The organism is Wolbachia endosymbiont (group A) of Conops quadrifasciatus (assembly GCF_964027015.1).
Classification (GTDB): domain Bacteria; phylum Pseudomonadota; class Alphaproteobacteria; order Rickettsiales; family Anaplasmataceae; genus Wolbachia.
Genome location: NZ_OZ034722.1, coordinates 845,259 through 871,174, shown reverse-complemented (window position 1 = coordinate 871,174; position 25,916 = coordinate 845,259). Strand labels below are relative to the sequence as shown.

General features: G+C 35.6%; 16 protein-coding genes and 1 pseudogene. 10 read left to right on the top strand and 7 right to left on the bottom strand.

Annotation, left to right across the window (positions count from 1 at the left end; all coding sequences use genetic code 11):
• Positions 1-24 precede the first annotated feature (24 nt).
• Complete coding sequence (locus AAGD69_RS04565) at positions 25-8,544, top strand: DNA-directed RNA polymerase subunit beta/beta' (RefSeq protein WP_341811805.1); 8,520 nt, start codon at positions 25-27, stop codon at positions 8,542-8,544.
• Between the two features lie 6 nt (positions 8,545-8,550).
• Here the strand turns inward: AAGD69_RS04565 and dusB are convergent, their stop codons facing one another.
• Entirely contained in the window at positions 8,551-9,513 is a 963-nt protein-coding gene (dusB, locus tag AAGD69_RS04560) for a tRNA dihydrouridine synthase DusB (protein ID WP_341811804.1), read from the bottom strand.
• A gap of 18 nt (positions 9,514-9,531) precedes the next feature.
• The gene (locus AAGD69_RS04555) at positions 9,532-10,662 is read right to left on the bottom strand and encodes a Ulp1 family isopeptidase (protein ID WP_341811803.1); all 1,131 of its coding nucleotides are present in this window, start codon (positions 10,660-10,662) and stop codon (positions 9,532-9,534) included.
• Between the two features lie 143 nt (positions 10,663-10,805).
• On the opposite strand from AAGD69_RS04555, the gene serS reads away from it, so the two are divergent.
• From serS to AAGD69_RS04525, 6 genes are all read left to right on the top strand, one after another.
• Positions 10,806-12,083, top strand: a complete 1,278-nt coding sequence (gene serS / locus AAGD69_RS04550) for a serine--tRNA ligase (protein WP_341811802.1) — start codon at positions 10,806-10,808, stop codon at positions 12,081-12,083.
• A gap of 34 nt (positions 12,084-12,117) precedes the next feature.
• Positions 12,118-13,389: a phosphoribosylamine--glycine ligase gene (purD, locus tag AAGD69_RS04545; protein WP_341811801.1), complete on the top strand. Its 1,272-nt coding sequence runs from the start codon at positions 12,118-12,120 to the stop codon at positions 13,387-13,389.
• 756 nt (positions 13,390-14,145) lie between these two features.
• Positions 14,146-14,745 (top strand): peroxiredoxin, encoded by a 600-nt coding sequence (locus tag AAGD69_RS04540; RefSeq protein ID WP_341811800.1) that lies wholly within the window; start codon positions 14,146-14,148, stop codon positions 14,743-14,745.
• On the top strand, positions 14,732-15,670 hold the full coding sequence (gene trxB / locus AAGD69_RS04535) for a thioredoxin-disulfide reductase (protein ID WP_341811799.1): 939 nt from the start codon (positions 14,732-14,734) through the stop codon (positions 15,668-15,670). Before AAGD69_RS04540 ends, trxB begins: the two co-directional genes overlap by 14 nt.
• A 112-nt stretch (positions 15,671-15,782) precedes the next feature.
• On the top strand, positions 15,783-16,925 hold the full coding sequence (locus tag AAGD69_RS04530) for an ankyrin repeat domain-containing protein (protein ID WP_341811798.1): 1,143 nt from the start codon (positions 15,783-15,785) through the stop codon (positions 16,923-16,925).
• A gap of 181 nt (positions 16,926-17,106) precedes the next feature.
• On the top strand, positions 17,107-17,433 hold the full coding sequence (locus AAGD69_RS04525; RefSeq protein WP_341811797.1) for a hypothetical protein: 327 nt from the start codon (positions 17,107-17,109) through the stop codon (positions 17,431-17,433).
• Here AAGD69_RS04525 and AAGD69_RS04520 read toward each other — a convergent pair.
• From AAGD69_RS04520 to AAGD69_RS04505, 4 genes are all read right to left on the bottom strand, one after another.
• Positions 17,430-18,359, bottom strand: coding sequence for a tyrosine recombinase XerC (locus tag AAGD69_RS04520; protein ID WP_341811796.1), 930 nt, complete (start codon positions 18,357-18,359; stop codon positions 17,430-17,432). The two genes, AAGD69_RS04525 and AAGD69_RS04520, sit on opposite strands and share 4 nt — an antisense overlap.
• A 2-nt stretch (positions 18,360-18,361) precedes the next feature.
• Positions 18,362-19,750 carry a dihydrolipoyl dehydrogenase gene (gene lpdA / locus AAGD69_RS04515; RefSeq protein WP_341811795.1) on the bottom strand — a complete coding sequence of 463 codons (1,389 nt, stop codon included), beginning with the start codon at positions 19,748-19,750 and terminating at the stop codon, positions 18,362-18,364.
• On the bottom strand, positions 19,743-20,852 hold the full coding sequence (locus tag AAGD69_RS04510) for a PQQ-binding-like beta-propeller repeat protein (protein WP_341811794.1): 1,110 nt from the start codon (positions 20,850-20,852) through the stop codon (positions 19,743-19,745). The genes lpdA and AAGD69_RS04510 overlap by 8 nt, the downstream gene beginning before the upstream one ends.
• Positions 20,853-21,084: 232 nt before the next feature.
• Positions 21,085-21,573 (bottom strand): transposase, encoded by a 489-nt coding sequence (locus tag AAGD69_RS04505; RefSeq protein ID WP_264328448.1) that lies wholly within the window; start codon positions 21,571-21,573, stop codon positions 21,085-21,087.
• Positions 21,574-21,904: 331 nt separating this feature from the next.
• Here AAGD69_RS04505 and AAGD69_RS04500 point away from each other — a divergent pair, with 331 nt between their 5' ends.
• Positions 21,905-22,717, top strand: a complete 813-nt coding sequence (locus AAGD69_RS04500) for a transposase family protein (RefSeq protein WP_410529822.1) — start codon at positions 21,905-21,907, stop codon at positions 22,715-22,717.
• 181 nt (positions 22,718-22,898) lie between these two features.
• Here AAGD69_RS04500 and AAGD69_RS04495 read toward each other — a convergent pair.
• Positions 22,899-23,600, bottom strand: a pseudogene (locus AAGD69_RS04495) (transposase family protein); the annotation flags it as partial.
• A 211-nt stretch (positions 23,601-23,811) separates the two neighbouring features.
• Between AAGD69_RS04495 and AAGD69_RS04490 the strand changes: the two are divergent.
• The gene (locus AAGD69_RS04490; protein ID WP_341811792.1) at positions 23,812-25,128 is read left to right on the top strand and encodes a hypothetical protein; all 1,317 of its coding nucleotides are present in this window, start codon (positions 23,812-23,814) and stop codon (positions 25,126-25,128) included.
• A 248-nt stretch (positions 25,129-25,376) separates the two neighbouring features.
• On the top strand, positions 25,377-25,874 hold the full coding sequence (locus tag AAGD69_RS04485; protein WP_341811791.1) for a hypothetical protein: 498 nt from the start codon (positions 25,377-25,379) through the stop codon (positions 25,872-25,874).
• The last annotated feature ends 42 nt before the right edge of the window (positions 25,875-25,916 follow it).

The following is a 25,916-nucleotide window of genomic DNA, read 5'->3' as shown; positions in this document are numbered from 1 at the left end:
TTTTAATTAGTTTGGGGTATTTTAATGGTTGATTCTTCTTATATGTACGCTTCTGGTGCTTTTGTTCCTAGAGTTTCTTATTCTAGGTCGATTGATTTAAAAGATTCTTTATTGGATTTGGTTAAGGTTCAAAAAGAATCGTATGATTCATTTGCTCCTAAGAATAAGGGTAATGAAAGACTTGAAGTTATCTTTCATACAATCTTTCCAATAAATGATCCTTCGCGTAGGGCTACTATTGAGTTTATAAGTTGTAGGGTAGATGATCCTAAGTATGATGAATCTGAGTGTATAAAGCGTGGTGTAACTTTTTCTGCTCAGGTTATTGCTTCTATACGTCTTGTTGTTATGCAGGATGGTATTTCTCTTGATGAATATAAATCGATTAAAGAGAGTGGAGATCATTCTAAACTTGCAACCGTTGTAAAATCTATAGAAGAGCAGGAAGTCCACTTTTGTGGGTTGCCTATGATGACTGATAAGGGCACTTTCATCATTAATGGTGTAGAAAAAGTTATTGTCTCACAAATGCATAGGTCTCCTGGTGTATTTTTTGATAGCGATAAGGGAAAAACTTACAATTCTGGTAAATTGATCTATTCTGCTAGAATTATTCCTTATAGGGGTTCTTGGCTTGATATTGAATTTGATGTTAAAGACCATTTGTATTTTCGTGTTGATAGAAAAAGAAAATTGCCAATCTCAGTTTTGTTAAAGGCATTAGGTCTATCAAATAATGATATACTCGATAGATTTTATGAGAAAATAAAGTATGTAAAACATAAAGATGGTTGGAAAGTGCCTTTTGTTCCTGATAAATTTAAAGGAGTGAGGTTGCCTTTCGACTTAATGGATATTGAAGGTAATGTGCTGCTTAAAGCTAACGTTCGTATTACCTCAAGACTAGCTAAAAAACTATATGATAATGAATTGAAAGAGTATCTGGTTCCTTTTAATTCTATATGTGGTTTATTCCTCGCAGAAGATTTAATGGATAGTGCTAGCTCTACGAAAATTTTATCTGCTGGTGAATCTATAAAGCTGGAAGACATAAAGAAGCTTGAGTTATTGTCTGTGGATGAAATATCAGTATTGAACATAGATAATGTATCTGTTGGACCTTATATATTAAATACGCTTTTCTTAGACGAAAACATGTCTTATCAGGATGCGCTATATGAAATATATAGAGTTTTGCGTCCTGGTGAAGTTCCTGTTTTAGAGATAGTAGAGGAGTTTTTCCGTAATCTTTTCTTCAGTCCGGAATATTATGATTTGTCTAACATTGGTAGGTTGAAGCTTAACTCTTACCTTGGATTAAATTATGATGAGGATTTAACTGTTTTAACGTATGAAGATATTATTGAAATTGTAAAAAAAATAGTATTGTTACGTGACGGTCAAGGATCTGTAGATGATATTGATCATTTAGGAAACAGAAGAGTAAGATCAGTTGGAGAGTTTATAGAAAATCAATTTAGAACTGGGTTGTTGAAATTGGAACGCGTAATAGTTGATTCTATGTCCACTTCTAGTTTAGATAAAGTTTCTCCATCTGATTTTATTAATCCAAAAGTGTTAACTAATGTCTTAAGAGATTTCTTCAATTCTTCTCAATTATCTCAATTTATGGATCAGACTAATCCGTTATCTGAAATAACACATAAAAGAAGGTTGTCCGCGTTAGGTCCTGGCGGTTTAACAAGAGAACGGGCAGGATTTGAAGTGCGTGATGTTCATCCAACTCATTATGGAAGAATTTGCCCTATTGAGACTCCTGAAGGGCAAAATATAGGGTTAATCAACAGTTTAGCTATATACGCGCGTATTAATAAATATGGTTTCATTGAAAGTCCTTATAGGAAAGTAGTTAATAGGGTTGTTACTGATCAAATTGAGTATCTGTCTGCCATAGATGAAGGTTTATATTATATAGCTGATACCAGCGCAAAGCTCGATGAAAATAATTGCTTTGTTGATGATATGCTATACTGTAGATATGCTAGTAGTTTCATTATGGTAAGTAGTGATCAGGTGAGTTACATTGACGTATCTCCTAAGCAGGTAATATCAGTTGCGGCTTCCTTGATTCCATTTTTAGAAAATGATGATGCTAATAGAGCATTAATGGGCTCAAATATGCAACGTCAGGCCGTACCTTTATTGAAGCCTACCGCTCCTCTGGTTGCTACTGGTATGGAGTCTTTTGTAGCTTCTGGCTCTGGTGCTGTAGTTTTAGCAAAACGCGATGGCATAGTTGATAGTTCTGATAGTAACTCTATAGTTATACGTGCTTTTGATAAAGAAAGGGTTAACTACTTGGACGTAGATATTTATCATCTAAGGAAATTTCAGCGTTCTAACCATAATACTTGTATTAATCAAAGACCGCTAGTGTGCGTAGGTGATTATGTTAAAAAGGGTGATGTAATAGCTGATGGTCCTGCAATTAACAGTGGTGAATTGGCGCTTGGTAAAAATTTGCTAGTCGCTTTTATGTCTTGGCAAGGTTATAATTTTGAAGACTCTATTATTATTTCTAGTGAAGTTGTTAAAAAAGATCTCTTTACTTCTATTCATATAGAAGAATTTGACTGTGTTGTACATGATACCCCTTTAGGATCAGAAAAAATAACTCGTGCTATACCTGGTGTTAATGAAGAAAATCTATATCACTTGGATGATAGTGGTATAGTGAAAATTGGTACAAGAGTTGGTCCAGGCTATATTCTGGTAGGTAAAGTTACACCTAAACCTTCTCTTTCATTGCCTCCTGAAACGAAGTTATTAATGACAATTTTTGGTGAAAAGTCATTCGATTGTGCGGATTCCTCTTTATATACATCTCCAGATGTTGAAGGGACAGTAATTGATGTACAAGTCTTTACACGCAGGGGGGTTGAAGAAAATGAAAGGGCATTACTCATTAAACAAAAAGAGGTAAATGACTTTGAGGAAGAGCGAGATTATATAATCAATGTTACTAGTGAATATTTCTATGATGAACTGAAGAAACTTCTTATTAATTCTGGTTCTCAAGATCAAGAAAAATTTGACTCTATTGAACGTGAGCAATGGTGGGGTATAGGATTAAAAAACCAATCCATTTCTGAGCAAGTTAAGAGCTTAAAAAAAGATTTTGATGAAAAAGTATCACATGCAATAGCACAGTTTAAGCGAAAAGTAGAAAAATTACATGAAGGTTATGACCTGCCTCAAGGTGTGTCGATGTCAGTAAAAGTTTTCATTGCTGTGAAACATAGTCTGCAACCAGGGGATAAAATGGCTGGTAGACATGGGAATAAAGGTGTGATCTCTCGAGTTGTGCCAGTGGAAGATATGCCTTATTTGGAAGATGGTACTCCTGTTGATGTTATTCTTAACCCTCTTGGTGTTCCTTCACGAATGAATGTAGGGCAAATACTGGAAACGCATGTAGGTTGGGCTTGTAGAAAATTAGGGGAAAGGGTAAGTAATATTCTCGATGAGATCAATAAAATCAAAAGTGCTTTTTGCAAGGGAATTAGGTCCCTTAACGATGATAATTTTACACAATTTGCAGTAGCATACCTTGACAATAAAAAAATTGAAAATATTGATGATGATGAAATAATGGCTTCTGTTTTAAATACACCTAATAAGAATGCACTAAATGACGAGTTGAATGCATTAATAGAGAACTATTTGAACTCTTGTAAAAGTTCATACAGCAATTTACGTAATTTCCTGATTGAGGTTTATAGCTATGGTAGTAACGTATCTATCTGTAATGATATTCGTAATATTAGTGATAATAATCTCATTGAATTTGCACGTAAATTACGTGATGGCGTTCCTGTTGCTGCACCTGTATTTGAGGGTCCAAAAGATGAACAAATAGCAAAATTATTTGAACTTGCTGGTTTGGATAACTCTGGACAAGCTGTATTATATGACGGTTGCAGTGGTGAAAAATTCGACCGCAAGGTTACAGTTGGTTACATGTACATGCTTAAGTTGCACCACTTGGTTGATGGTAAAATTCATGCGCGTTCAGTAGGGCCTTATAGTTTGGTTACTCAACAACCTCTAGGAGGAAAATCTCATTTTGGTGGTCAGCGTTTTGGTGAAATGGAATGTTGGGCATTACAAGCCTATGGTGCTGCTTATACTTTGCAGGAAATGTTAACTGTGAAGTCTGATGATATTAATGGTAGAGTTAAGATTTACGAATCGATAATAAAAGGTGACAGTAATTTTGAATGTGGAATTCCTGAATCCTTTAATGTGATGATAAAAGAACTACGTTCTTTATGTTTAAATGTAGATTTAAAGCAAAATGATGTAGTGATTGAAGATATATCTCACACTAACATTGCACAACCTTTTAATGAGGTTAGCATATCGATTGCTAGCCCTGAAAGTATTAAGCGTATATCTTGTGGTGAGATAGAAGATGTTTCAACTGCAAATTATCGTACGTTCAAAGTTGAGAAAGGTGGATTATTTTGCCCTAAGGTTTTTGGCCCTGTCAATGACGATGAATGTTTATGTGGAAAATACAAAAAAAGAAGACACAGAGGTCGCATATGTGAAAAATGCGGAGTAGAAGTTACATCTTCTAAAGTAAGAAGAGAAAGGATGGGTCATATAGAGCTTGCATCTCCTGTTGCTCATATATGGTTTTTGAAATCGCTTCCTTCAAGAATTGGAGCATTATTGGATATGTCTCTCAGAGATATTGAGAATATTTTATATAGCGATAATTATATCGTGATAGATCCTCTTGTTTCGCCTTTTGAAAAAGGTGAGATTATTAGTGAAAAAGCTTATAATGAAGCTAAAGATAGCTATGGGATCGATAGTTTTGTAGCTATGCAAGGTGTTGAAGCTATAAGGGAGTTGCTAACGCGCCTTGATTTACATGAAATTAGGAAGGATTTAAGACTAGAATTAGAGTCTGTTGCTTCTGAGATAAGAAGAAAGAAAATTATAAAGAGATTGCGTATTATTGAAAACTTCATTAAATCTGGAAATAGGCCTGAGTGGATGATACTTACAACTATACCTATTTTACCACCTGATTTGCGTCCTTTGGTATCGCTTGAAAGTGGTCGTCCTGCAGTTTCTGATCTGAATCATCATTATAGGACTATTATTAATAGAAATAACAGGTTGAGGAAATTGTTGAGCTTAAATCCTCCTGAGATTATGATTCGTAATGAAAAAAGGATGTTACAAGAAGCAGTTGATTCTCTTTTTGATAATAGTCGTCGTAATACTTTGGTAAACAAAGCTGGTGCTGTTGGATATAAAAAGTCCATTAGTGATATGTTAAAAGGAAAACAGGGTCGTTTTCGCCAGAACCTCTTAGGAAAAAGGGTAGACTACTCTGGACGTTCTGTAATAGTTGTTGGTCCAACTTTGAAACTAAATCAGTGTGGATTACCAAAAAGAATGGCTCTTGAACTATTCAAACCTTTTGTTTACTCAAAGCTTAAGATGTATGGTATGGCTCCAACTATTAAGTTTGCTAGTAAGTTGATAAGAGCAGAAAAACCAGAAGTTTGGGATATGCTTGAAGAGGTAATAAAAGAGCATCCTGTTTTGTTGAATAGAGCGCCTACGCTACATAGACTTGGTATTCAGGCTTTTGAGCCAATCCTTATTGAAGGCAAAGCAATACAGCTTCATCCGCTTGTCTGTACAGCGTTTAATGCTGATTTTGATGGTGACCAAATGGCAGTGCATGTGCCAATTTCATTGGAAGCTCAGCTTGAAGCTAGGGTGTTGATGATGTCCACTAATAACGTTTTAAGTCCTTCTAATGGCAGACCGATTATAGTTCCTAGTAAAGATATAGTACTTGGTATATATTATCTGACTTTACAAGAACCTAAGGAAGATAATTTACCATCTTTTGGTGCTTTTTGTGAAGTTGAGCATTCTTTGAGTGATGGTACTTTACATATTCATTCTAGTATAAAGTATAGGATGGAGTATATTAATAGCAGCGGTGAAACTCACTATAAAACTGTTTGTACAACTCCTGGCCGTTTAATATTATGGCAAACTTTTCCTAAGCATGAGAATCTAGGCTTCGATCTAATAAATCAGATATTAACAGTCAAGGAAATAACTGGTATAGTTGATTTAGTATATCGTAACTGTGGTCAAAGTGCTACAGTGGCATTTTCTGATAAATTAATGGTACTTGGCTTTGAGTATGCCACATTTTCTGGTGTTTCTTTTGGTCGTTGTGATCTGGTTATACCTGAAACTAAAGCTACACATGTTGATCACGCGAGGGGTGAAATTAAGAAATTCTCTATGCAATATCAAGATGGGCTAATAACTAGAAGTGAGAGGTATAACAAGGTTATAGATGAATGGTCTAAGTGTACGGATATGATAGCTAATGATATGTTAAAAGCAATATCTATATATGATGGAAATAGTAAGTACAACTCAGTGTATATGATGGTTAACTCTGGTGCAAGGGGTTCTACTTCACAGATGAAACAGCTAGCAGGAATGCGAGGGCTCATGACCAAACCTTCTGGTGAGATTATAGAAACACCTATAATTTCTAATTTCCGTGAAGGATTGAACGTATTTGAATACTTTAATTCTACTCACGGTGCGCGTAAAGGTTTAGCTGACACTGCGCTTAAAACTGCAAACTCTGGATACTTAACTCGTCGTTTAGTTGATGTGTCTCAAAATTGCATAGTTACAAAGCATGACTGTAAAACAAAAAATGGTCTTGTTGTGAGAGCTACAGTTGAAGGAAGTACTATAGTTGCATCTCTAGAGAGTGTTGTGCTGGGTAGAACATCTGCAAATGGTATATATAACCCAGTGACAAAAGAATTATTAGTAAAAGCAGGGGAATTAATTGATGAGGATAAAGTAAAGCAAATCAGCATTGCAGGTCTTGATGCTGTAAAAATTAGATCGCCTTTAACTTGTGAAATAAGTCCTGGTGTGTGTTCTTTGTGTTATGGAAGAGACCTTGCAGCTGGTAAAATTGTTTCAATAGGTGAAGCAGTTGGTGTTATAGCTGCTCAATCTGTTGGAGAGCCAGGTACTCAGTTAACGATGCGTACTTTCCATATAGGTGGGGTAATGACTAGAGGCGTTGAATCCTCAAATATTATAGCTTCTATTAGTGCTAAAATAAAGTTAAACAATAGTAATATAATTATAGATAGAAACGGAAATAAAATTGTGATAAGCCGTTCCTGTGAAGTCGTGTTGGTTGATAGCCTTGGTAGTGAGAAGTTGAAGCATAGTGTACCTTACGGTGCTAAACTTTATGTGGATGAGAGTGGGTCAGTAAAAATTGGCGATAAAGTTGCGGAATGGGATCCTTATACATTGCCTATTATCACGGAGAAGACTGGTACAGTGTCTTATCAGGACTTAAAAGATGGAATTTCGATCACTGAAGTGATGGATGAATCTACAGGAATATCAAGCAAAGTAGTAAAAGACTGGAAATTGCATTCTGGTGGAGCTAGTTTACGTCCTCGTATTGTGCTGCTTGACGATAATGGTGAAGTAATGACACTCGCAAGTGGCGTTGAAGCATGTTATTTTATACCAATTGGTGCAGTGCTCAATGTACAAAATGGCCAGAAGGTTCATGCAGGTGATGTTATTACAAGAACACCAAGAGAGTCAGTGAAAACTCGTGATATTACTGGTGGTTTACCGAGGGTTATAGAGTTATTTGAAGCACGTCGTCCTAAAGAGCATGCTATTGTTAGTGAGATAGATGGCTATGTAGCGTTTTCTGAAAAAGACCGTAGAGGAAAACGCAGTATATTAATTAAACCTGTAGATGAACAAATTTCTCCAGTTGAATATTTGGTATCAAGAAGTAAGCATGTAATAGTCAATGAAGGTGATTTTGTACGTAAAGGTAATCTATTGATGGATGGTGACCCTGATCTCCATGATATTTTACGTGTGCTTGGGTTAGAAGCTTTAGCGCACTATATGATTTCTGAAATACAGCAAGTTTATAGATTGCAGGGTGTTCGTATAGACAACAAGCATTTAGAGGTGATCTTAAAACAAATGCTACAAAAAGTGGAAATTACTGATCCTGGTGATACTATGTACTTGGTTGGCGAAAGCATTGACAAGCTGGAAGTTGATAGGGAAAATGATGCTATGAGTAACTCTGGCAAACGGCCTGCTCATTATCTTCCTATTCTGCAGGGGATTACTAGGGCAAGTCTTGAAACTAGCTCCTTTATTTCTGCTGCCTCTTTCCAAGAGACAACAAAAGTACTTACAGAAGCAGCATTCTGCGGAAAGAGTGATCCTTTAAGTGGATTAAAAGAAAATGTTATAGTAGGAAGATTAATTCCTGCTGGTACAGGTTTGATTATGAATAAGATCAGAGCACTTTCACTTTGTGATAATATAGATAAATATGAAAAATATTTTGATATTGAAACTTATGACGAGAAATGGTTTATGGATAATAATTGTCATTTACACTCTGGTGAGGAAGAGAGCGTGGTAGCATCACATTATGATCAGTCGAATTGAGTACAGCTAGTGTGTCTCTTGACCAAAAAAGCCAATAATATTTTCTTTCACTTCTGTCCTATCTGTCATGTTATTTACTCTCATGCGAAATTCAGATGAGCTTTGAAGCCCGCTACTGTACCAACCTATGTGTTTGCGGGCCATCTTTATTCCTGTGTCATTTCCATAGTACTCAAGAATATTGTCGTAATGCTCGAGTATGATGCTTAATCTCTCTGAAGCTGTTGGCTCAGAAGTTTCGCTTCCATTCAGAAAATTCATTGCTTGATTAATCAGCCAAGGTTTACCGTAGGCACCACGACCTATCATCACTCCTTCTGCTCCGGATTCTTTAAGAGCACTTTGAATATCACTCAAGTTTTTAATATCGCCATTTACTATAACTGGAATTTTCACTTGTTCTTTAACATTTCTAACGAATTTCCAATCTGCTTGACCGTTATAGAGCTGCGCTCTTGTCCTTCCATGCACAGTAATCATTTTTGCTCCTAAATCCTCGGCAATTTTCGCAAGTCTCGGTGCATTGCGATTTTCATCGTTCCATCCAGTGCGCATTTTCACCGTAACTGGCACATTCACTGCTTTGACTACGGCCTCAATTATCTCAGCGGCTTTTTTCTCATCACGCATTAGCGCTGATCCTGCATAACCGTTTACAACTTTTTTAACAGGACAACCGAAATTTATATCTATTATTTTTGCACCCATATCCTCATTTAGTTTTGCAGCTTCTGCCATTACATCCGGCTCGCATCCAGCAAGCTGCACAGCAGTTAATTCATCGACTTTTGCTTTTTGCAGACTCTGACGAGTTTGCATAATCATAGCTCTGCTTGCAATCATCTCTGAAACTAACAAACTTGCACCTAGCTTCTTTACAATACTTCTAAACGGATAATCAGTTACCCCTGACATTGGAGCTAAAATAACTGAAGAATCAATCGTCAAACTTCCTATTTGGAGGGGCATAAGGTTAATGGTAATCCTTCATTGTAAACTATATAGCAACCTCTGAGCTGTATTCTGCACCCTTGAGGTAAGAGAGGTGTCCGTTCCTGGTGGAAGATCGTATAAAAGCTCGTTTTCTAGATCTTCCTTCCATTTTTCATCTTCCATAAGCGCTTTTGTAAACTCTCTTCTTTTCTTTTGCAATTGTTCTGGATTAGGCTTGTATTCCGATAACTCTGCGTCAATTTCATCAAATGATTTACCTTCGTTGAGCATTTGCGTAATCCTATGAGCGTTTTCCAATGCAAATATTCCACAATTATGCCAGTCACTTTGCTGCTTAACTTTGGAGCTAGCTATGTCTAGTGACCATTCTTCCTTTGACAGTTCTCCTTTGAAAATATTTAGCACATTATTTGGCAATTGATTACCAAATGAGTCACAGTAATAAGCTCTAAATTTCTTATCACCTGCATCAGGTTTAATAACCAAAGCTGTCCAATGATTGCCATTGATATGAAAAACTGATGTAAATATCAATGTATTATTCTGTTTTAATTTGTCTCTGTAATCCTGAAGGCATTTTTCTGTGAATTTACTCATACCATTAGAATAGCCAGGGGCAAGAAAATAGATATTATTATCACTATGTTCACTTTGTAAGTACCCATACACAACTCTTGCAATATGTTCAATGTCACTATTAGTTAACAAATGATCATAATGTTTTCTATTTGTTTGATGCACAAGAGTGTCCAAATTTTCATGAAACTTTTTACCACCCAAACCACTATCCAAAGAGCTTCTACGACTACTGTTCCTTGAATCGGGTTCACTGCCTGGTAAAATACCACTATCTCCATCTTGAGTTTTTTGCTCACCTTGACCTGCTCCTTTTCCATTAATATAGTTCTTTGCTAAGTAAAATAAAGGTTCAACAACCATTTTGTATGCTACTGTAAGAATTATTCCCATTAAAACCCAAACTACGGGGTTAGAGATGAGCATAGCAAGTGGAAAGGTCAATAGAGGGAATCCTATTATCAACCCCAAATAGCCAACAGCAAATGTGGCTGCTAGGCATACACAAGTAGCGTAGATAACGAATTTTCCACCAGCAAAGTAAGTGCTCTCTTTAAATTGATTATATTTTTCTATAATGCCTGACATACTACATCCTATGAACGCTAAGTTAATTAAATTTTAACAAATTCTAACAAAAAAATCAACCATAATAATTTTAGTAGTATGAGAAAATATTGAATATTAAGAGCTTTTGAAGTACAGTAATAATGTTAGTAATAGCACAATATATGCACGATATAGAATATATACGCAAAAACCCTGAAGGATTTGAAAAGGCAATGAAAAGCACGGGGATAAGAGAGTTTACTGCAAAAGAGATATTAGAAATTGATCACGAGAAAAGGTCATTAACCACTAAATTGCAAGATTTAAATAGGCAGCGCAATGAAATCACAGAGGAAATAAAGAAGCTTAAAATGAGTAAGAGCCCTTGTGAAGAGCAAATAGAGTTGTCAAAAGACATCACGAATGAGATAGAGGCAATTAGCTTAAAAGAACAAGCAGAAAAGGATAAGTTAGTGAATATTTTATCTAACTTGCCGAATATTCCTGCGCAAGATGTGCCAATAGGCGCAGATGAGAACTCTAATTTAGAGGTGAGAAGATATGGAGGAAAAAGACAGTTTGATTTTGTACCAGAATCTCATTATGAACTCGGAGAAAAATTAGGTTTAATGGACTTCGAACAAGCGGCGAAAATTTCCGGATCAAGATTTGCGATATTAAAAGGACAGTTAGCTAAGCTTGGACGAGCGCTAATAAATTTTATGCTTGAAATGCATGTTAATGAATTTGGCTATACTGAGGTGTACCACCCAGCTTTGGTGAAAAACGAAGCTATGTATAATGTTGGTCAGCTACCGAAATTTTCTGACGATTCGTATTTAACTACCGACGAATTGAGGTTGATTCCCACAAGTGAAGTGTTTTTAACAAATTTGGTTGCTGATAAAATAGTAGAGGAAAAAGAACTGCCTATTCGTTTTACTGCGTATTCAGAGTGTTTTCGTAAAGAAGCAGGCAGCGCAGGGCGAGACACGAGAGGCATGATAAGGCAACACCAATTTGGTAAAGTGGAGTTGGTGAGTATTACAACTGAAGACCAATCAAATGATGAACTTGAGCGCATGACGAGTGTTGTTGAAGAGATATTAAAAAAACTAGAATTACCGTATAGAGTAATGCTACTGTGTAGTGGTGATATGGGTTTTGCTGCACAAAGGACTTATGACATAGAGGTATGGTTACCTGAGCAAAATAAATATAGAGAAATATCAAGCTGCTCAAATTGTGGTGCATTTCAAGCAAGAAGGATGAACGCTAAATACTCTTCAGAAACTGATAAAAAGATAAAAAAATATGTTCACACTTTAAACGGCTCAGCTTTAGCTATAGGAAGAACGATTGTTGCCATAATGGAGAATTATCAAAATTCTGACGGGTCGATTGCAATACCAAACGTGTTGCAAAAATACATGAGTAATGATACTGTTATAAGCAAATAATAATTTTGACATATAGAAAAGCGAGGAAATAAAGATGAAGGTTCTGGTTATAGGTTCTGGTGGACGTGAGCACGCTCTACTTTGGGCTCTAAAAAAATCTCCTATCTTGACTGAGTTATATGTAACTCCTGGTTGCCAAGCTATGAAAGATCTTGGGTATCTTGTGGATGTAAATATTCAAAATTCAGTGGATGTTACACAATTTTGCAAGAGAGAAAATATAGAGTTGGTTGTTATTGGTCCAGAACAACCAATAATTGATGGGCTTGCTGATGATTTAGTTGCAGAGGGAATAAATGTTTTTGCTCCGAGTCAAGCAGCTGCAAAACTTGAGGGATCAAAGTCTTTCACCAAAGGACTATGCAAGCGATATGGCATACCAACTGCCAAGTACGAGTGTTTTGTTGATGAAGGATTAGCTAAAGATTTTGTACGTAGCAATAAAATAAAGTTTCCACTTGTAGTGAAAGCAAATGGAATTGCGGCAGGGAAAGGCGTGATGATATGTTGCGCAGAAAACGAAGCTTTTTCAGCAATAGATTCAATGCTAGTGGAGAAAGAATTTGGTGAATCAGGTGAAGAAATAATCATAGAAGAATTTTTAATTGGAGAAGAAGTAAGCTTTTTTGCTCTTGTTGATGGGTTGAAAGTAGTAACTCTTGGGTGCGCAAAAGATTATAAGAGAGTGAATGAAAATAATGAAGGCCAAAATACTGGGGGTATGGGATCGTACTCATCACCTTCAATTATAAGTAAGGACATGGAGCAAAAAATCATCCAAAAAATAATATACCCTACAGCTCAAGCATTGGTTAACATGGGTACGCCTTATAAGGGAGTACTCTTTGCTGGTTTAATGATTTGCAGAGATGGCCCAAAACTTCTCGAGTATAACGTTAGATTCGGTGATCCAGAAACGCAATCTATATTACCTAGATTTGATTCAAATTGCGATTTATTAAAATTGATGTTGTCAACTGTAGAAGGAAAGTTAAATGCCAAAATGGTGGAGCTTAGTAACAAAGCTACAGTTTGTGTAGTTGTTGCAAGTAAAGGTTATCCAAATGATTACCAAAAGGGAGAAGTAATTAAGGGGTTAGATAAAATTGAAAACATTCCTGGTATATTGGTCTTTCATGCTGGTACTAAATTGGATGAAAGTGGTAACTTAGTTTCCGATGGTGGAAGAGTACTAAATATAGTAGCAAAAGGGAACACTGTAGAAGAAGCTAAAAGTAAAGTGTACTCAGCATTAAATTTTTTAGAGTGGCCAGGGGGCTTCTTCAGGTATGATATTGGTGGTTAATGCTAGCTGTCGATTAGCAGGTAGCTCACAGAAACGAAAAAACTTACTTGACACATTTTGCCATCCTCCTTACCACGGTATAAGAGTATTTCTGACTCAAAACTTGTTTTTGATCTGCGCAGATTTAATGACAAAATTCAGTAAAAAGCTCGGGATATTTTTTGGCGGATTACATAAAATTATAGCGGCTGCATGTCTTTTAAATTTTTTCTACATTCAGCCAAAACGCGCTTCATTTGAGCGTTAGCACATTATTATAGCGCCAATTTAAATTATTAAAGGGTCAAAACTCGCCACTAGGGGATTTTTTTGCCTTTTTTTTCGCTTGGTAAATTTCTTAAATATTTATAGCTAAACGACAACCGTCATCCCTATAAAGGTCTAGTAATTCGTCATTCCGCTGCTTGTTAGCGGGATCTAGAGATACCGCGAATGAATCGCGGTATGACGGTTAAGTAGGGTTTCATTTCAGTCTGGAATCCAGTTTTCCATATAATCCATCGGAAATGTTGTAACCACTTTCTATGCTAGTTTGCTTGTGAGCAAGCAAACTTTCCTGAATCCCAGTGTCTGGGCACTGGAATGACATCATAGGGGCGCTGGGATGACACCGTCATAAAGTGAAACTAGATTGTATCTTATCGGTAAAAAAGAAGAGCTATTTTAGGAAGTTTTTATAGGGCTAAAACTAAAGAAAACTTGCATATAAGTTCATCAAGTGTAAAATTAGAGTTGTTTTAAAAGAATAGGTCAATTATGAATCTTGTAACAAAATCTGCTATCGATTTTACTGCTTCAGCTGTTCTCTCTGACGGAGAAATTGTTGATGATTTCTGTCTGAGTAAGCACATAAAAAATAAGTATGCTGTCCTTTTTTTCTATCCACTTGATTTTACTTTTGTTTGCCCAACTGAATTGATATCGCTCAATAATAGAATAAATGAGTTTGCAAAGCGTGGTATTGAAGTGATAGGAATAAGTGTAGATTCAAAATTTTCACATTATAAATGGCGAAACACTCCAGTTAATGATGGTGGTATTGGAGAGGTTAGCTACACTTTAGTGTCTGATATCAAAAAGTCTATATCAAGAGACTATGGGGTCTTATATGATGACTCAATTGCGCTGAGAGCAACTTTTGTTATTGATGATAAATTTATTGTACGTCATCAATCGATAAATGATTTGCCCTTAGGGCGTAATATCGATGAATTCGTTAGAATCATTGATGCAATTAAACATAATGAGGAGCATGGTGAAGTATGTCCAGCAGGGTGGAAAAAAGGTAAGCCAGCAATGCAGGCAAGCGATGAAGGAGTAGCTGATTATCTAAACTCATACAGTGAAGAATTATAGATTTAGTACAAAAGTTCTTATTATTGGATCTGGAGCAGCGGGTTATGCTGCTGCTATATATGCAGCACGTGCAAACTTAGAGCCAATTGTAGTAACGGGAATGCAGCCTGGTGGTCAGCTTACAATCACTACAGATGTTGAAAACTATCCTGGTTTTGTTTCAATACAGGGTCCAGAACTAATGGAGCAGATGAGGTTGCATGCAGAACAGGTTGGAGCAAAAATAATAGATGATGAGATAAAAAGCGTTGAACAACTTGAGGATTCTAACAAGTATAGATTTAGATCTTCTGGTAATATCAATGACTGCTACTCAGATGCAATTATAATTGCATCTGGTGCGCAAGCGAAGTGGCTTGGTTTGGAGAGTGAAAAGGAATTTCAAGGTTACGGAGTTTCAGCTTGTGCAACTTGTGATGGTGCATTTTTTAGGAATAAAGTTGTAGCTGTGGTTGGTGGTGGAAACACTGCTGTTGAAGAGGCGATATTTTTAACTCGGTTTGCCAAAGAAGTTATACTAATACACAGGCGTGATAAATTGAGAGCGGAAAAAGTAATGCAAGATAGACTCTTTAAAAATGATAGGATAAAAATAATGTGGAACCATACTGTAGAGCAGATTTTTGGAGAAGAAAATCCGAAAAAAGTTACTGGTATTATAGTTAAATCAACGGAAGCTCAAGAGTTAGAAGTGGATGGAGTGTTCATTGCAATTGGGCATGCACCAAATACAGGTATTTTTAAAGGCTTTGTTGAAATGGATGAACAGGGTTACATAATTACAAAACCTGGAACAACTTTAACTAGTAAAGCAGGAGTATTTGCTGCAGGTGATGTTCAAGATAAGGTATATCGCCAGGCAGTAGTTGCAGCAGGAACAGGGTGCATGGCTGCACTTGATGCAGAGAAGTTTTTAGAGTCGTAGTTAATTCTAGGATTTTGAATAAATCGCTTGCAATTTTCCTTTTCTTTTACATAATTACATTAGTAAATTATTAGATAGGTTTAGTATGTCTTGGGAAAGAAGTAGAGTAGGTATGACTGGATCAGAAAGAACCCAAGAGTCACTTAATACGCCAACAGAAAAGTTATTTAAAGCTATTGATGATAAAAACCTAGAAGCTTTTAAACAAGCTCTGGCAGAGGGTGCGGATGTTAATGCGTTTGATGCGGGATATACACCATTAATGACTATTATCATGAGAGGTGATGGTAAGCCTATATGCTTAAGAATGATGATGTTGCTTTTACAGCACCAGAATTTAAATGTTAATATCCAAGAAACTAAAGAACGCAATACAGCTCTACATCTAGCCTTTTGCATGGGAAATAGGAATTTTATACGGATGTTACTTAGACATCCTAAATTAGATATAGATGTTAAAAATAGTTATTTAGTTATTAAACCTGAATACCAACAACTCCCTGAAGAACGTCTTCGTGATTCTCATAAAGAGCGTTTCTTTCATACTCCTGAAGAATATATTAGAAAAATTGGAGAAGCACAGGATAAAGACTTTTCGCACCTTACGGTAGAAATACAAAAAGCCCAAAGAGGAGAACAATTATTAAATGCTCTTTCTGATGGAAATATTAACCAGGCGAAGGCGCTGCTTGAGAAAAAGTTTACTAGGCAAGACCTCATTCACATGGGTATTTCACCAGGGTTTGTTAAACAAATGTTTGAGAAACAAGAGTTTGTTGAACAAATGCTTAACCCTAATATCCAAAATGGAGAAATAGAAACACCCCTTAGCTTAATTATCAAATCATGTTTACAAGGAATAACACAAGATAACAAAGAAGTATTGACTAAACTTTTAAAACATAAAGACCTAGATTTTAGTCAAATAAAGCCAATACAAGCTATAGAGCAAAATTCACGGTTGAAGAAAATAATTGAACAAGCTATTACAGAGCGATTAACTAATACTATTAATAGAAAAGATCTAGAGGATGTAAAAGAATTGGTAGAGGATAATTGCTTCATGAGTCGTTCCGTTGTTGTTGCTGCATGGAGAAATGTTAATAATCCAATCGAGTCTATTGTAAATTATCTAAATGAAAAATTTCCTGCAAATACATTACAACCTTTGGCAAGTACGAATGATATACCGGTAGGTTCTGAGCAAGTTATACAAGAACTTAAAGGTGAACTTGAAAGAACGAGAGCTGGATAGGGTCGTACGCTAAAGAACGAGAGGCATTAACAAAATTTCACAGTTAGAAAAAGATTTAAGGCGGGAAAAATCGGCTCAAAAAACAAAAATCAATGATCTAAATAGTGAAGTAACTCGACTTAATAGAATTGTGTGTGGAAGAGCAAACGACACTGTCGAAATTTCACAATTAGAAAGAGATTTGAAACAAGTAAGGGAAGAAAGAGATAGGCTTTCATCAGAAAATAGACTGCTCCGTACTAAAAGTCTGAGTAATAAAAACGAAAAATCTTCACAAGCAATTTCTCCTGGTAAAAAACAAAGCAACTATGCTTATGCATTTTTTATATTGCTTGGAGTATATGCTGTTGGTGCATGTTTAGTAATAGAATATTCTCCAGAGATGAGTGCTTTCTTTGCAGCAGTTGCAATGGTTCTTCTTTTAGTAGGATGTTATAGTTTATATAAAGCAAACACAGTACTTAATGATGTTAAAAGCACTCAGCTTAGTGATTTAGAACGAAATTAAGGTTTTGATTTCTTCTCCAGGCCCTGCTGAAAATTTTTATACATATTAAAAACATCTTGATAATTGAGGTGAGTGTAAACTTGAGTGGTCTCAAGGCTTGAATGGCCAAGCAGTTGTTGTATTGATCTTATGTCAATATCTTCCTGAAGCAAATGAGTAGCAAAACTATGACGAAATGCATGTGGAGATAAGATTTCTGGCAGATTTAATATTCTCCTTATTTTCTGCAAACGATTAGCCACATAAGTTCTTCCCAATTTTTTTCCTCTTACTCCCAAAAAAAGATATTGTGTTTCATTATTAATGCCAAGATAAGGACAGGCTTTTACATATTCCTGTATACACTTTTTTACTACCGCAAGAATGAATACCTGCCTTTGTTTATCTCCCTTACCTGTTACTATTAAACTTTCATTGTTAATATCACTAACCCTAAGGTTCAACGCTTCACTGATTCTTAAGCCTGTACCATATAGCAGGACGATAATTGCAATTTCTCTTTTTACCACCCAAGGTTCGCTCAAGTCAGATAATTTCATTTCTTTCACCAAAGTTTTGATATCAGGTATTGATAATGCTTTGGGCAGAGTTCTTCTCTGAATTGGCCTTGATAAGGAAAATACAGCTTCATTGTCTATATTGTAGTTGTTTTTTATGTACTTGAAAAAATTTCTGATTACTGACAATGCACGAGCGTTAGATCTTGCATTCACACCTCTTGCGTAACGAGAGGTAAGCCAACTTCTTAACTCAGGTACGCTCAATTTTTCCAAAGTGCCGACATTTACTTCTCCACCAATGTGAGTATTTAGGAAACTTATAAGATCCTTCAAGTCCCTCATGTATGACTCTAAAGTGTTTGGTGAATAAGATCTGTTGCACCTCAGCCACTCATACCATTTTTCAATGATTGAACCGAGGTCCACAATTATTTTTTAAAGAAAGCATCGATGCACGCATCTCGAAAGGCTTCATTTATATCAGGATGAGAGTGACAAATTCTGTATATATCCTCTGCTGCTGCGCCATATGCCATTGCAACCGCTGCTTCGTTGATTAGCGTATCAGCGTATGCTCCTATGATATGCACACCTAGTATTGTATCTGCTCTTCTACAAGTCAGCACTTTCACGAATCCTTCAGCATCATCAGTGATTTTTGCTCTGCCGTTTGCAGCAAATTGACATTTACCAACTTTGTACTTATAGCCAGCATTTTTGAGTTCCTCTTCGGCTTTACCGATCGAAGAAACCGCAGGGTGAGTGTAAATGACAGATGGCATAATTTCATAATCAACGTGAGGTGACTGTCCTGCTATTATCTCTGCAACTGCCACTCCTTCTTCCTCTGCTTTATGAGCAAGCATTGCTCCACCAATCACATCACCAATAGCAAATATTCCTTTCACATTAGTTTCATATCTGTTGTTAACTTGAACGAAACCGCGATTATCTTTTTCTATTTTTTCATCAATACCAAGACCATCAGTACATGGTTTGCGTCCTGCTGCCACCAATACCTTATCCGCCTCTATAGTGTTTGTTTGATTATCTTTTACAGAGCAAACTTTCACACTCAAAGAGTTACTACTTTGTTTTATTCCCTCAACTTTAGTGCTAAGTAAAAATTTTATTCCTTGTTTTTGTAGACTAGAAAGTAGAGACTTACTTAATTCTCCATCCATTGCTGCAGCGATCCTGTCAAAAAATTCTACTACAGTGACTTCAGACCCTAGCCTCCTCCATACAGAAGACATTTCAATCCCTATTGCCCCGGCTCCGATTACGACAAGTTTTTTTGGTACTTCAGTTAAAGACAATGCACCAGTTGATGAAATAATACTTTTCTCATCGATATTAATTCCTGGCAAAGAAATAACGTCAGAACCGGTTGCAATTACTATATTTTTTGTCTTCAGCACCTTATCTTCAACTGAAACTTCAAGATTACCTTGGTTAAAAGAAGTAATTTTCCCAAGTCCATTGATTTTAGTGATTTTGTGAAGGTTAAACAGATATTCTATACCTTTTCCAAGTTCCTGAACTCTGGCGTCCTTATAGCCTAGCATTTCTTTTAAATCGAAACTTGCATCCTTAATTTTTATGCCAAGCTTCAACAGATCATTTTTCGTGTGAGCATACTGATAGGAAGAATGAAGTAGTGCTTTGGAAGGTATGCACCCAACTCGCAAGCATGTACCACCAAAAATGCTATTTTTATCTATGCAGGCAACTTTCAATCCAAGTTTTGCAGCAGCGATAGCACACTTATAACCGCCTGGACCACCACCTATAACAATCAGGTCATAATCAATCATAAAGAACAAACCTATTTTCTAAAGAATAAACACCATTTCCCTCAGTTGTTACATATATTTTATCGTGAGTAAACACTGGAGTGTGAAACACATTACCAGGTACTTTGACTACCTTTCCTGCACTTTCAGATCCAGGAAAAGCAAGCATTGAACCTTTATTGCTTGTCACCCACAGTGTATGGGCATGCACAATTGGAGCAAACAATTGCGTATTTTCTATTAAATCAGATGCCCAGACTGTTTCTCCATTTTTTATATCCAGGCCGATTATTTTATTATCTTCAGTTACTATAAAAATTCTTCCGCCTTCTTTTTGTTTCTCTGCAGGAATAAGAGGACTATAATATGACTCAATGTCTGATACACTTTTTACTTGCAGTGACTTTGACCACAAAATATTTCCTGATTTCACGTCAATACCATAAATATAAGAATTGTTTGTAGCTATTAAAGTATCATCAAGCACTCTCGGTGTAGTAGTTACATCTGTGAGCTGTGTATCCAAAAGGTTTGTAGCCAATTTTTGGCTCCACAATTTTTTACCGTCTTCATTAAAAGCTATTAACTCACCATTTGAAAATGGTGCTATTATTTTATCGTTAGAAATTGTTGGCGATATGGAATACAAACCTCGAACCTCATTGATACCATTTTGATAAGCCCAAACGGAGCTGCCATCTTTTATATCAAACACGTACAGATAATTATCAATAGTCAATACTACCAATTTATTATTTATTACTGCTGCTTTCCCTCTTACTGGAGCTCTCAATTCTTTTTCCCACTCAATCTTGCCAGTTTTTGCATCTATTGCGTGTAAAGTGTTATCCACTATAAAGAAAACATTTTTTTCATAATGCGATAGGCTCATGTTACCAATTTTTTTCCTATGTGAGAGGTGTAATTTCCAATTCATAGCCTTTGAGTTATCAATATCAAAGGAATATAAAGCGCCGTGCTTATCTGATAAAATAACGCTATCTTCTCTAAGCACTGGAGCTATATATCCTTGAGATAGTTTTTTATCCACTAGACTTATTCGCTCGCTTGCTATTGTGTAACTGCTACACAATAACATTATTATAACAATTATTACTTTCATTACTTAGTTGAGAACAAGATTTATTAATATACATACTAGAAATCTTAATCACAATGAAAATGTTCTTGTTGTACGTTGAAACATTGATTTATGAACAGAATATTATATTATTATGTAAAACCATACTCTTAGAGGTAATACACCTCATCCACTATGCGGAAACGTGCATAGCTGTATGAACATTGAGATATAAAAGTAATTTATACCAAGAAGAAAGATGGCATCTACCGTCTTAAACATCAAGATAAAAATTATTGTTTTTTATCATAGCATTTAAACAAATGATGATTTTTCTCATTACAGCAACTAAAGCGACTTTGCCAGAGTCAACTAAACGCTGGTAAAATACTTTCATTTTTTTATTATGACGCATTGCAACCACAGCAGACATGTATAATGCTTTTCGAGCATAAAATCTGCCACCTATGACTTGGGCCTTGCTCACTTTCCTTCCACTTTCACTAGTTTTTGGTGCAACTCCAACTAGACAAGCTATTTCCTTATTATCTAACCTACCAAGTTCAGGTACCTCTATGAGTAGGATACTTGCGGTTTTCCGTCCAACACCTTTATAGCTAGTTAGCAGTTTGCTTTTTTCCTTCAAATCAGGATCAGAGTTTATTATATCTTCTATGTCTTGCCTAATTTGCTCTAATTGTTTTTTTGCAAATTCTATCTGTTTTTCTATATATTCCCTGGCTTTTCCTGTAACCTTATGCAAACGACACTTATTTGCGTGAACTTCATCGTTTAGATTGCGCTCAACTGCTCTTAGCTCTTTTAGTTCTTCTTGCTTTTGTGAAACTATGTATTCTATTACCTCGTCATTTTTTGTGATAAATTCAGCATATTTTTCTAGTAATTTTGCATCTAATTTATCTGTTTTTGCAAAGTGGTTGCAGGCTTTTGCAAATGCATATACCCGATTTGGATGAGCTCTGTGAACAGCTATAGACCTGCTGCAAAAGGTGATTGAAAAAATAATGTGAGAGAAGTAGAAGAAGAATAAGCAGATTGAGTAAGGTAAAAAAATGAGCTTTAGTTACTATAACATGAAGAAGCACCCAAGAAACTTTCGTAATATAACAGGTTTAACTATAGAGGAGTTCGAAAAGGTAGTGGAAAAAGTTAGGTCTGGGTGGGAAAGACTTGAAAAACAGAAAAAGTGCCATGGTAGAAGATCACAACTACCAACTCTAAAAGATAAGTTATTTTGCGTAATTTTGTACTATCGCACTTACATAACACATAGATTTTTAGGGTGCCTGTTCAATGTGCACAACGCAAATGTATGTAGGTTACTGAAGAAAATAGAGCCATTACTTGCCAAAAAAGTTACTATAACAAAAGATAGAAGTATGACACCAGAAAAAATACTGAAGATTCTGGCTGATATTACAGAACAGCAAATACAGAGACCAGAAGATAGTAAAAAACGGAAGAAATCATATTCAGGAAAAAAAAGAACCAACACTATGAAAACTGAGATTGTTATCGAAGAAGGTGGAAGAATTTTATCAGTGTCAAAGTCATATCGTGGTAGAATTAATGATTTTTGCATAAGGAAACAAGAAAAATATTTACCAATCGATAGCATAAAATATGCCGATTCTGGATATCAAGGTTGGCAAAAATTGCAAAGCAATGTTATAATTCCATATAAAAAGTATCGTAAAAAGCCATTAACTCCAGAGCAGAAAGAGCATAATAGAAGATTAGCATCATTTAGAATGAGAGTAGAAAATAAGATCCGTGAGATAAAGATATTTAAGATTATGTCTCATGTTTACCGCAATTTTCAGAAAAAATACAACCTGAGGTTCAATATTATTGCTGGTATTGTGAATCTTAAGCACGCCTTTTAGTTAACCTTGATTTTAGTCACCCTCCTTTCCTTCTTTTTATTGCTTGATTCTCAGCAGGTCTTATGCTAAACGACGGGCACTTATGGCACCAGTGAAAATTTCGGTTATAACTTCAGAGGCGCTTCCTATACAACTATACTTAAAAACTACTAAAAACTTAAATTGAGGAGTTTCTTCCTGGTTTGACAGATTTCTTCTGTTCGGTGCTAAATGATGCTAATCTTCTATTATGCTCTTTCTGCTCTGGAGTTAATGGCTTTTTACGATACTTTTTATATGGAATTATAACATTGCTTTGCAATTTTTGCCAACCTTGATATCCAGAATCGGCATATTTTATGCTATCGATTGGTAAATATTTTTCTTGTTTCCTTATGCAAAAATCATTAATTCTACCACGATATGACTTTGACACTGATAAAATTCTTCCACCTTCTTCGATAACAATCTCAGTTTTCATAGTGTTGGTTCTTTTTTTTCCTGAATATGATTTCTTCCGTTTTTTACTATCTTCTGGTCTCTGTATTTGCTGTTCTGTAATATCAGCCAGAATCTTCAGTATTTTTTCTGGTGTCATACTTCTATCTTTTGTTATAGTAACTTTTTTGGCAAGTAATGGCTCTATTTTCTTCAGTAACCTACATACATTTGCGTTGTGCACATTGAACAGGCACCCTAAAAATCTATGTGTTATGTAAGTGCGATAGTACAAAATTACGCAAAATAACTTATCTTTTAGAGTTGGTAGTTGTGATCTTCTACCATGGCACTTTTTCTGTTTTTCAAGTCTTTCCCACCCAGACCTAACTTTTTCCACTACCTTTTCGAACTCCTCTATAGTTAAACCTGTTATATTACGAAAGTTTCTTGGGTGTTTCTTCATGTTATAGTAACTAAAGCTCATTTTTTTACCTTACTCAATCTGCTTATTCTTCTTCTACTTCTCTCACATTATTTTTTCAATCACCTTTTGCAGCAGGTCTATTGATAATTTACCTTCTAACTTAGGCGGACAATCTAGTTTAATGCTAATAATCAAACATTTTTTGCGTAAAGAGATGAGTGAACGCGAGTTTGATAATCTCACTTCAATGTTGGAAAATAAAAATGTGATTGATAATTTAAAACATATTGATGATATTAACAATGTTCTGCCACATACATTAGAATGCAATGGCTATAGTACTTTTTTGGGATTAAGGGAAATTTTTGATCTTAAAACAACAGCTTCTGATATAAGTAATCTGCACCTGCTGTTAACAAACAATAGGTTGTTTTATAGGTTCAGGGGCATCCCCATTAGAGTCCTTAGAAAAATCTGCAGTACCGAGCTATATGAAAACTGTGCAAATGTTGACGAAGTTTTAGCATTCTTTGATTGCTTGGATGATAAAAGTAAAAATAAAAACATTTTAGATAATCTAATAGTTGCTTTTGAAAAAGATCCCGAAGCAACTCATGCACTTTTAAATAGTAAATTATTCAATTCTCGGAATGAAGTACTACGGGTGCTTTCAGATGAAAAATTTGATGGTAATAAGGTAAGAGAAATATTGAATCGTATTAACTTGTGGTGGACATTGCAAGAAAATGATATGGTTTTCGATATAAATGAAGATACAGAAAGCAAGCTTCTTTGCGTCTTTAATTCGTTGTACATAGAAATTGCTTGTCGCATACAGACAAATTATGTTTCGTACAATGAAATTGACCAGCAGAAAAAAAGAGCTTTTTTCGAGAATGTTAATTTATTTCGATTTTTGCTCGGAGAAGTCATGAAATCCAGGTATGAATTTGTATTTCCCGTTATAAAAGATACTAAAATTAAGCATTTGGCTGATGGCTGGTTTATCTTAAAAGTAAAAGGTAAACTAAGTCACTACCTTTCTAACTTACTTATTTTCGAAGGGAACCTGTTTTCAGATGTAAGTAACATATTTAGATCACAGGTAATAAGCATCCTTTTTTTTCCGTTATTTAAATTTGAAGAAGGTCTGCATACCACTCTAGAAGAACGGTGGGAAAAAATATGGAAAAGAAAGTTCACAGAGCTTTTTGTAACACAGAAGTATGAGCAAATTACACCGGAATCTTTAGCAAAAATTCAAGATTTAACAATAAAAGACTTATCAGCAATACCAGAAACTGAAGAGATAGAAGAATTTTTAAGAAAAAAAGGAATAACAAATTCAGATGATCTGTCTTTACTAGCAAAATTGATAGAGGACGGTATTCATATTGTAAATACAATTGGGGAGAGGATAAGTCTCAAGAAAGACATGATACAAACAATTTGTGATGCATTTGCAGACTCTTCAAACTTTTTCCCAAAATGCACACCACCGTCCCTTCTTGATTTATGCAAGACAAATATAATTAAAAGCTCATTAACTGAACAAATAAGCTGCTAGGCAAGTTTAGGGATTTATTTTAAAACTTTTGGCATTCGGCGGAAGTATTTTTTGATGTTTTACCACAACGTTTTTGTTAAAATCTGTCATCTGGAAAATGATAGTTTTTCAAATTGTCGGTAAATCTAAGTCAGTTTAGCTATATATAGGATGACAGAAATTACTTGTATTAGCTATATTCAAAAGCTCTATTGATATTTTGCAATATTTGTGATAAAATAATAGCTTAAGGTTGAGAGTAAAAACTTATGGGTGAAGCTCAAGGTCCAAATATTGCAGAATGGCAAGCGCAGCAGCAACACCAAGAAGCCGCTGGTGAGAAAAGTGGTTTTGGTCTTGGTCATAGTGACTCTGTTTCAACAGTCGTGGATGGAATGAAATGGTTGTTCAACTTTCATGAAGGGGCGATTGCTGCTTATAATAATGTGTTTGAAAGTTTGGTAAGTGGCAGTAGTTTAGTAACACTGTTTGGAAAATCAGGTAATATGTTTGGCATAAAATTTCTTGAAGGCCTTGCAGAATATTTTTCAGGTGGAGGTGGGGAAGATATGCCATCAGAAGGAATGGATATGGCTCATGGTGATGAGGGACCTCACTCAGATGATTACCCTCATGCCAATAATGAAATGGCTCATAATGCTGATGGTTTGCAAGACATGCATGATGCAGGTGATCATCATGGTCAATCTTTTTCACCTGGTCCTTCACCATCTTTTGGCAATGATCACGGGCATGAACTTGGTTAAACGCTTAAAAACTGCTGAATAGTATGCGAGAAGGCCTAATAA

Excerpts from the sequence above, each read along its gene's own strand:
- purD (WP_341811801.1), top strand. The coding sequence starts at position 12,118 with ATGAAGGTTCTGGTTATAGGTTCTGGTGGACGTGAGCACGCTCTACTT.
- AAGD69_RS04510 (WP_341811794.1), bottom strand. The coding sequence starts at position 20,852 with ATGAAAGTAATAATTGTTATAATAATGTTATTGTGTAGCAGTTACACA.
- AAGD69_RS04555 (WP_341811803.1), bottom strand. The coding sequence starts at position 10,662 with ATGTCAGGCATTATAGAAAAATATAATCAATTTAAAGAGAGCACTTAC.
- AAGD69_RS04540 (WP_341811800.1), top strand. The coding sequence starts at position 14,146 with ATGAATCTTGTAACAAAATCTGCTATCGATTTTACTGCTTCAGCTGTT.
- AAGD69_RS04530 (WP_341811798.1), top strand. The coding sequence starts at position 15,783 with ATGACTGGATCAGAAAGAACCCAAGAGTCACTTAATACGCCAACAGAA.
- serS (WP_341811802.1), top strand. The coding sequence starts at position 10,806 with ATGCACGATATAGAATATATACGCAAAAACCCTGAAGGATTTGAAAAG.
- AAGD69_RS04485 (WP_341811791.1), top strand. The coding sequence starts at position 25,377 with ATGGGTGAAGCTCAAGGTCCAAATATTGCAGAATGGCAAGCGCAGCAG.
- AAGD69_RS04500 (WP_410529822.1), top strand. The coding sequence starts at position 21,905 with ATGAAGAAGCACCCAAGAAACTTTCGTAATATAACAGGTTTAACTATA.
- AAGD69_RS04565 (WP_341811805.1), top strand. The coding sequence starts at position 25 with ATGGTTGATTCTTCTTATATGTACGCTTCTGGTGCTTTTGTTCCTAGA.
- lpdA (WP_341811795.1), bottom strand. The coding sequence starts at position 19,750 with ATGATTGATTATGACCTGATTGTTATAGGTGGTGGTCCAGGCGGTTAT.
- dusB (WP_341811804.1), bottom strand. The coding sequence starts at position 9,513 with ATGCCCCTCCAAATAGGAAGTTTGACGATTGATTCTTCAGTTATTTTA.